This window comes from Streptomyces xantholiticus, assembly GCF_014651015.1.
Lineage (GTDB): Bacteria > Actinomycetota > Actinomycetes > Streptomycetales > Streptomycetaceae > Streptomyces > Streptomyces xantholiticus.
In genome coordinates, this window is record NZ_BMWB01000004.1 from 306023 (window position 1) to 313722 (window position 7700).

Genomic DNA, 7700 nt, shown 5'->3' on the forward strand with positions numbered 1-7700 from the left:
GGCCAGAGCCCGGCGCGGTCCGTCAGACTTCCGTCACACTCCGGCGAGCTGAAAGACGCGCCAACCCTTCGACCCGGCCCGTCGTCAAGGCGCGCCGGCTCCAGGTGATCTCCTCCGAGCCGCTGGAGCAGTGGAGTGGGCGGATACGCCGCCGGGGCGGCGTACCGAGGAGGAGTTCACCGTTCGGCCCGCGAGGCCGACGTCCTCGAGGTGCGGCTGGACCGGCCCACCCCGGACGAGTCGACGACGCCGACGGGCACATGGCGGGCGGCGGGCAGCGGGCGAGCACACGCTGCCCGTCCGCGCCGTGCGTGACGGCACGCCGTACGAAGCGGCCACCTCCACATTCCGTGTGGCGCCCGACGCCCGGGTCGAATGGCAGGTCGTGAAGCGCAACGCGCAGGTGGGCGCCGCCGCGTGGCGCTCCCCGACCCGGCTCGCCGACCGGCCGTTCCCGCTGGACACGGGGGCGTACGGGTCCGATCACCGGACGATCGTCCTCCGGCTGCTGGAACAGGAGGTGGAGGGACTCCGTACGGGCGACTCCGTACGGGCCGCTTTCCGCCGACCCGGCTCGCGCCGGACGGGCCGGTGTCCCGCCGGGGATGCCGGCCCGTCCGGCGTTCGCGCGGGTCGGCGGCTACGAGACGGCGGCCGCCGCCGCCCTCCCCGCCGACCGGCCCGAGAAGAGGCAGCCCCCGAGGAACGTGCCCTCCAGCGAACGGTAGCCGTGGACGCCCCCGCCGCCGAAGCCCGCCGCCTCGCCCGCCGCGTACAGACCTTCCAGCGGCGTACCCGACTTCCCCAGCACCCGCGACGACAGGTCCGTCTCCAGGCCGCCGAGCGACTTGCGGGTCAGGATGTTCAGCCGTACGGCGATCAGCGGGCCCGCCTTCGGGTCCAGCAGGCGGTGCGGGGCGGCGGTGCGGATCAGCTTGTCGCCGAGGTACTTACGGGCACCGCGGATCGCCGTGACCTGGAGGTCCTTGGTGAACGGGTTCGCGATCTCCCGGTCCCGGCCCGTGATCTCGCGCCGCAGCTCCGCCTCGTCGATCAGATCGTCGCCGGTGAGTGCGTTCATGCCGCGCACCAGCGCGCCCAGGTCCTTCTCCACGACGAAGTCGACGCCGTTGTCCATGAACGCCTTCACCGGCGCCGGTACCTCCGCCCTCGCCCGCACGAGGACGTCACGGACGGACTTCCCCGTGAGGTCCGGGTTCTGCTCGGAGCCCGACAGGGCGAACTCCTTGCCGATGATCTTCTGGTCGAGCACGAACCAGGTGTAGCCGTGGCCGGTCCGCATGATGTGGTCGAGCGTGCCGAGGGTGTCGAAGCCGGGGAACAGCGGTACCGGCAGCCGTCTGCCCCGCGCGTCCAGCCAGAGGGAGGACGGGCCGGGCAGGATCCGGATGCCGTGCTTGGCCCAGATCGGATTCCAGTTCTCGATGCCCTCGGTGTAGTGCCACATCCGGTCGCGGTTGATGTGGCTCGCGCCGGCGCGCTCCGCGATGCCCAGCATCAGCCCGTCGACATGCGCGGGCACGCCGGAGAGCATCTTCTCGGGCGGGGTGCCGAGCCGCTTCGGCCACTGGGCGCGTACGAGGTCGTGGTTGCCGCCGATGCCGCCCGAGGTGACGACGACCGCCTGCGCCCGGTACTCGAAGGCACCGGTCACCTCGCGGCTGCTCGCCACGCCCCGCTCCACGTCGGACGGCCGGAGGATCTCGCCGGTGACGGTGTCCAGACTGCCCGCACTTCGGCCCAGTCCGGTGACCCGGTGCCGGAACCTGAGCTGCACCAGCCCCTTCGCGACGCCTTCTCGTACCCGCCGCTCGAAGGGGGCGACCAGCCCGGGGCCGGTGCCCCAGGTGATGTGGAAACGCGGCACGGAGTTGCCGTGGCCGTTCGCGTCGTAGCCGCCGCGCTCCGCCCAGCCGACGACGGGGAAGAACCGCACGCCCTGCCGGTGCAGCCAGGCCCGTTTCTCGCCCGCCGCGAAGTCGACGTACGCCTCGGCCCATGTGCGCGGCCAGTGGTCCTCGTCGCGGTCGAAGCCGGCGGTGCCCAGCCAGTCCTGGAGTGCGAGGGCGTGGCTGTCCTTGATGCGCAACCGGCGCTGCTCGGGCGAGTCGACGAAGAAGAGGCCGCCGAAGGACCAGTGCGCCTGACCACCGATGGACTGCTCGGGCTCCTGGTCGAGGAGGATGACCTTGCGACCGGCGTCGACGAGTTCGGCGGTGGCCACGAGTCCGGCGAGTCCCGCCCCGATCACGATCACGTCAGCGTCGTACGCCATGGTCTTCCGTTCGTCCGTCGGGCACCGTGGCACCCGATCCTCCTTACGGGTGAGTAACTCGTCAATGGCGGCGGAGGGCGGTGCTTGGATGGGTGCATGACGTCGCCCGGACCCGCGGAAGAGATCCTCGACATCGTCGACGAGCACGACGAGGTGGTCGGACAGGCCCCGCGCGGCGAGGCGTACGCCCTCGGGCTGCGTCACCGGTGTGCGTTCATCCTGGTCAGGGATGCCGCGGGACGCGTCTTCGTGCACCGGCGCACCGCCACGAAACTGGTCTTCCCCTCGCTCCACGACATGTTCGTCGGCGGCGTCGTGGGCGCCGGGGAGAGCTACGACGAGGCCGCGCTGCGCGAGGCGGAGGAGGAGCTGGGGGTGCGCGGGCTGCCCCGGCCCGTCCCTCTGTTCAAGTTCCTGTATGAGGGCGAGAGCGACGGCGGCCCCGGACCGAGCTGGTGGTCGTACGTCTACGAGGTCCGCTGCGAGCTCCCCGTGGACCCGCAGAAGGAGGAGGTCGCCTGGCACGGCTTCCTTACGGAGGCCGAGCTGGAGGCTGGGCTTCGCGAGTGGGAATGGGTGCCGGACGGGCTGGCCGCCTACGAGCGCCTCAAGGCCCACCGGGCCGTCCGGCGGCCGGCGCCGGGCCGCCCGCAGCACCGCAGGTAGGGTGCGCTGCGTGAGCGACTTCGTACAGAGCCTGCGGCTGTGGTTCGCACCGGCCCGGATCAGGGGCGAGGGCGAGACCCCCGACTACCGGTTCTCGCTCGCCAACGAGCGGACGTTTCTCGCCTGGGTCCGTACGGCGCTCGCCCTCATCGGCGGCGGTTTCGCGGTCGACCAGTTCCTGCCGGAGCTGCACCGGGGCGTACGGGCGGGGCTGGCGCTCGCACTGATCGGGGCCGGGGCGGCGTGTGCCGTGCGGGCCGTGAACCACTGGGTACGGTGCGAGCGGGCCATGCGCCGCGGCGAGGACCTGCCGGTTTCCCGGTTCCCGGCACTGCTGGCGGTCGTGGTCGCGGTCGTGTCGGTCACCATGGTGGTGGTCGTGGCGTGGGGCGACGTGTGAGCGGCCCTGCCCGCGATCCGGGGCTGCAACCGGAGCGGACCCGGCTGGCATGGCGCCGGACCACGCTGACCTGCACGGTGGTGGCGGTCCTCGCCGCCAGGCAGACGGCACAGGACACGGTCCTCGCCGCGGCGATGAGTGTGCTCGCCTGGCTCGGGTTCCTGGCGGTCGCGCACCGGCGCGTCGGGGCGATGGACGCGCCCCGGCCGCGGCCCATGCCGGTGGGCGGCGCGATCGCGGCGGTGCTGTGTGTGCTGGCGCTGGCGCTGGCGGCGTTCGCCATGGCGATCGCGACCTGACGTGAGGAGGGCGGTGCGGCGCAAGCCGCGTCGCCCGGGCATCCGTTCCCTCGCGACGTGACGCGCGGCGCGGGCCCGGCCCGTCGGCGGAGACTAGCCTGGGAAACAGACATAACGTCATGAATCACACCAGAGGTGAGCGCCATGACCGTTGCCCACCAGGAGCACCCCACGCACGAACACGCCCACGGTCCGGCCTGCGGCCACAGCGAGATCCCGCACGGCGACCACGTCGACTACGCGCATGACGGGCATCTCCACCGGGAGCACTCCGGTCACTGGGACGAGTGCGAGCCCGGCGAGCACGTGTCGCACAGCGGGCACGCACACGAGCACGGCGCAGGGTGCGGCCATCCCGCCGTGGTGCACGGCGATCACGTCGACTACGTCCACGACGGGCACCGGCACGCGGAGCACGAAGGACACTGGGACGATCACTGAGGCGACGGCCGGAACGATCGCCGGCACGACCGCCGGGACACGTCTCCCGTGGTTTCCCGCTCGGGGATCAACTGGCAGGCTTCGAGGGCCGATTCAATCGACCGTACCCCGGGGGAGCCGCATGCCCGCCACCGAGCCCTACACCGTCGAACTGACGCCGCATGTCCACGCCTATGTACAGCCCGACGGCGGCTGGTGCCTGAACAACGCGGGATTCGTCAGCGACGGGGAGTCCACGCTTCTCGTCGACACCGCGGCCACCGAGCGGCGGGCCCGGGCGCTGCGTGACGCGCTGCTGGCGACCGGCGCCCCGCTCCCCCGCACCGTCGTCAACACCCACCACCACGGCGATCACACCTACGGCAACGGGCTCTTCCTGCCGGAGGCCGTGGTGGTGGGGCACGAGTCGTGCCGGAGCGAGCTCCTCGCCGCAGGCCGCCAACTCGATCTGATCTGGCCGCAGACCGACTTCGGCGACATCCGGATCACCGCACCGGCCGTCACGTACGACGACCGCCTGACGGTCCACGTCGGGGACATCGAGGTGCGGCTCATCCATCCCGGCGGGGTCGCCCACACGACCGGTGACACGGTCGTGCACCTGCCCCGGCAGGGGATCGTCTTCACCGGCGACCTGATCTTCCAGGGCGGTACACCGTTCGTCCCGATGGGCTCGCTCAGCGGGTCGCTGCGGGCCCTCGGGGTGCTGCGCTCGCTCGACGCAGAGACGGTGGTGCCGGGACACGGGCCGATCACCGATCCCTCGGCGTACGACGCGACCGAGCGCTATCTGCGGTACGTCGCCGAACTGGCCGAGGAGGGGCACGCCAAGGGGCGCACACCGCTGGAGACGGCGCAGGCCGCGGACCTGGGGGCCTTCGCGGAACTGAGGGAGAGCGAACGTCTGGTGGCCAACCTGCACCGGGCCTACGCGGAACTGGACGGACTGCCCGAGGGTTCGCCGCTGGACCCCGTCGCGGTGTTCGCCGACATGGCGGCGATGAACGGCGGGGTGCCGGTGGCCTGCCACGCCTGACGCGGCGCGTTCCCCGCGGGTGCGGCGGCCCGACCCCACCGCACCCTGCTCCGATGTGATCCCGACATCGCTTCGACCAGCCCACTGGACGACATACCGACTGGTCGGTCATCATGAACGCGTTCCCAGGACCGCCCCCGGAGGTGCGCACCATGAGCTCAGTCCCCCCAGGCCTCGATCCCGAGCAGCTGCGCGGTCATCTGGACCGTGAGCGGCCAGGACTGGTGCGCGGACCGCTCAGCGCCCGGCTGATCCAGGGCGGCCGTTCCAACCTCACCTACACGGTCACCGACGGCACCTCCCGCTGGGTCGTCCGCCGGCCCCCGCTCGGTCACGTCCTCGCGACCGCGCACGACATGAAGCGCGAGCACCGGGTGATCAGCGCGCTGGCACCGACCGCGGTCCCCGTGGCGCAGCCCGTGCTGTTCTGCGAGGACGAGTCGGTCATCGGGTCGCCGTTCTACGTCATGGAGTTCGTCGACGGCACCCCGTACCGCACCGCGGAGCAGCTCGCTCCGCTCGGTACGGAGCGCACCCGCAACGCGGTGCTGTCCCTCGTCGACACCCTCGTCGACCTGCACGCCGTCGACCCCGAGGCGGTCGGCCTCGGCGACTTCGGCCGGCCCGAGGGCTTCCTCGACCGGCAGCTGCGGCGCTGGGGCAAGCAGCTGGCGGCCTCACGGGGCCGCGAACTGGCCGGCATCGACGAGCTGCACGCCGCTCTGGGGCGCGCGCTTCCCACCTCGCCCACGGCCGCCGTCGTCCACGGCGACTACCGTCTCGACAACGTCCTGATCGGCGACGACGACCGGATCAAGGCGGTCCTGGACTGGGAGATGTCGACCCTCGGCGACCCGCTGACCGACCTCGGCCTGCTGGTCATGTACAGCAGGCGGCTGGAGCTGCCCGACTCCCCCGTCAGCACCACGGCGGGCGCCGCAGGCCACCCGGCCCCTGCCGAGCTGATCGAGCGGTACGCGGAGCGCTCGGGCCGGGACACCTCGGCGATCTCCTGGTACGAGGCGTTCGCCTGGTTCAAGCTCGCCGTGATCCTCGAGGGCATCCACTACCGCTACACGCTCGGGCAGACCGTGGGCGCCGGCTTCGACCGGATCGGCGGTCTCGTCCCCGTCTTCATCGAGCACGGCCTCACCACCCTCCAGGAAGGCTGAGTACCTCATGGACTTCGCATTCGACGCCCGTACCGAAGAACTCCGTGCCAGGCTGCTCGCCTTCATGGACGAGCACGTCTACCCCGCCGAGCAGATCGAGCACGAACAGCGCGCACAGCTGGCCTCGCCGTGGGACACCCCGGCGATCATCGAGGAGCTCAAGGCGGAGGCCCGCAAGCAGGGCCTGTGGAACCTCTTCCTTCCCGACTCCGAGCACGGCGCCGGCCTGACGAACCTCCAGTACGCGCCGCTCGCGGAGATCACCGGCCGCAGCCCGAACCTGGCCCCCACCGCGCTGAACTGCGCGGCCCCGGACACGGGCAACATGGAGGTGCTGGCGCAGTTCGCCGACGACGAGCAGAAGAAGCAGTGGTTGGAGCCGCTGCTCGCGGGCGAGATCCGCTCCGCGTTCGCCATGACGGAGCCGGAGGTCGCCTCCTCCGACGCGACGAACATCCGGACCCGGATCGAGCGCGACGGTGACGACTACGTCATCAACGGCCGCAAGTGGTACATCTCCGGTGCGATGAACCCGAACTGCCGGATCTTCATCGTCATGGGCAAGACCGACCCCGACGGCGAGGACGTCCGCCGCCAGCAGTCGATGATCCTCGTCCCGCGCGACACGCCCGGCGTCGAGGTCCGGCGTGCCATGCAGGTGTACGGCTACGAGGACCACTCCCACGGCGGCCACGCGGAGGTCGTCTTCCACGACGTGCGGGTGCCGGCGTCGAACCTGATCGACGAGGAGGGCAGCGGCTTCGCCATCGCCCAGGCGCGGCTCGGGCCGGGCCGTATCCACCATTGCATGCGGCTGATCGGCATGGCCGAGCGCGCGATCGAGCTGATGTGCCGCAGGGCCGTGTCCCGCGAGGCCTTCGGCAAAGCGATCGCCCAGCAGGGCGTCGTCCAGAACTGGATCGCGGACGCGCGGGTCACGGTGGAGCAGCTGCGGCTGCTGGTGCTGAAGACGGCGTGGCTGATGGACACGGTCGGCAACCGCGGAGCACACACCGAGATCCAGGCGATCAAGATCGCGACACCGCGAGCGGTCGTGGACATCCTCGACAAGGCGGTCCAGGTCCACGGGGCGGGCGGCGTCAGCCAGGACTTCCCGCTGGCGGAGCTGTGGGCGGCGGCGCGGACGCTGAAGCTGGCGGACGGTCCGGACGAGGTGCATCAGCGGTCGCTGGCGCGGCGGGAGCTGAAGCGGTACGTGTGACGTCGGGGGACGGGGGCCCGTCGCGGGGTTGCGGTACGGGGGCGCCTGCGGCGAGCACTGTCCCGAACCGCCCCTTCCCGAACCCGGGGCAGGCCCCGAACCTCGTACCGCGCTTCGCGCGGTGGACGGGCCTCGGGGCCGCGGTGCGCCGGCTCACGGCGCACCGCG

At 71.8% G+C, this 7700-nt stretch carries 8 protein-coding genes; 7 read left to right on the forward strand and 1 reads right to left on the reverse strand.

Features of this window, described 5'->3' with window-relative positions:
- Window positions 1-640: 640 nt before the first annotated feature.
- Window positions 641-2296, reverse strand: coding sequence for an FAD-binding dehydrogenase (locus IE198_RS10015; protein WP_189884891.1), 1656 nt, complete (start codon window positions 2294-2296; stop codon window positions 641-643).
- A gap of 96 nt (window positions 2297-2392) precedes the next feature.
- On the opposite strand from IE198_RS10015, the gene IE198_RS10020 reads away from it, so the two are divergent.
- The 7 genes from IE198_RS10020 (at window position 2393) to IE198_RS10050 (ending at window position 7532) form a co-directional block, all read left to right on the forward strand.
- The gene (locus tag IE198_RS10020; protein ID WP_189884893.1) at window positions 2393-2962 is read left to right on the forward strand and encodes an NUDIX hydrolase; all 570 of its coding nucleotides are present in this window, start codon (window positions 2393-2395) and stop codon (window positions 2960-2962) included.
- Window positions 2963-2972: 10 nt separating this feature from the next.
- Window positions 2973-3362: a YidH family protein gene (locus IE198_RS10025; protein WP_189884896.1), complete on the forward strand. Its 390-nt coding sequence runs from the start codon at window positions 2973-2975 to the stop codon at window positions 3360-3362.
- Window positions 3359-3661, forward strand: coding sequence for a DUF202 domain-containing protein (locus tag IE198_RS10030; protein WP_189884898.1), 303 nt, complete (start codon window positions 3359-3361; stop codon window positions 3659-3661). Before IE198_RS10025 ends, IE198_RS10030 begins: the two co-directional genes overlap by 4 nt.
- 144 nt (window positions 3662-3805) lie before the next feature.
- Window positions 3806-4102: a hypothetical protein gene (locus tag IE198_RS10035; RefSeq protein WP_189884900.1), complete on the forward strand. Its 297-nt coding sequence runs from the start codon at window positions 3806-3808 to the stop codon at window positions 4100-4102.
- A gap of 121 nt (window positions 4103-4223) precedes the next feature.
- Window positions 4224-5138 (forward strand): MBL fold metallo-hydrolase, encoded by a 915-nt coding sequence (locus tag IE198_RS10040; protein WP_189884902.1) that lies wholly within the window; start codon window positions 4224-4226, stop codon window positions 5136-5138.
- Window positions 5139-5290: 152 nt separating this feature from the next.
- On the forward strand, window positions 5291-6310 hold the full coding sequence (locus IE198_RS10045) for a phosphotransferase family protein (protein WP_189884904.1): 1020 nt from the start codon (window positions 5291-5293) through the stop codon (window positions 6308-6310).
- 7 nt (window positions 6311-6317) lie between these two features.
- Entirely contained in the window at window positions 6318-7532 is a 1215-nt protein-coding gene (locus tag IE198_RS10050) for an acyl-CoA dehydrogenase family protein (RefSeq protein ID WP_189884906.1), read from the forward strand.
- Window positions 7533-7700: the final 168 nt, after the last annotated feature.

What these genes read in the sequence shown, in the direction of transcription:
- IE198_RS10020 (WP_189884893.1), top strand. Translation starts at nt 2,393, where the DNA reads ATGACGTCGCCCGGACCCGCGGAAGAGATCCTCGACATCGTCGACGAG.
- IE198_RS10035 (WP_189884900.1), top strand. Translation starts at nt 3,806, where the DNA reads ATGACCGTTGCCCACCAGGAGCACCCCACGCACGAACACGCCCACGGT.
- IE198_RS10015 (WP_189884891.1), bottom strand. Translation starts at nt 2,296, where the DNA reads ATGGCGTACGACGCTGACGTGATCGTGATCGGGGCGGGACTCGCCGGA.
- IE198_RS10040 (WP_189884902.1), top strand. Translation starts at nt 4,224, where the DNA reads ATGCCCGCCACCGAGCCCTACACCGTCGAACTGACGCCGCATGTCCAC.
- IE198_RS10045 (WP_189884904.1), top strand. Translation starts at nt 5,291, where the DNA reads ATGAGCTCAGTCCCCCCAGGCCTCGATCCCGAGCAGCTGCGCGGTCAT.
- IE198_RS10050 (WP_189884906.1), top strand. Translation starts at nt 6,318, where the DNA reads ATGGACTTCGCATTCGACGCCCGTACCGAAGAACTCCGTGCCAGGCTG.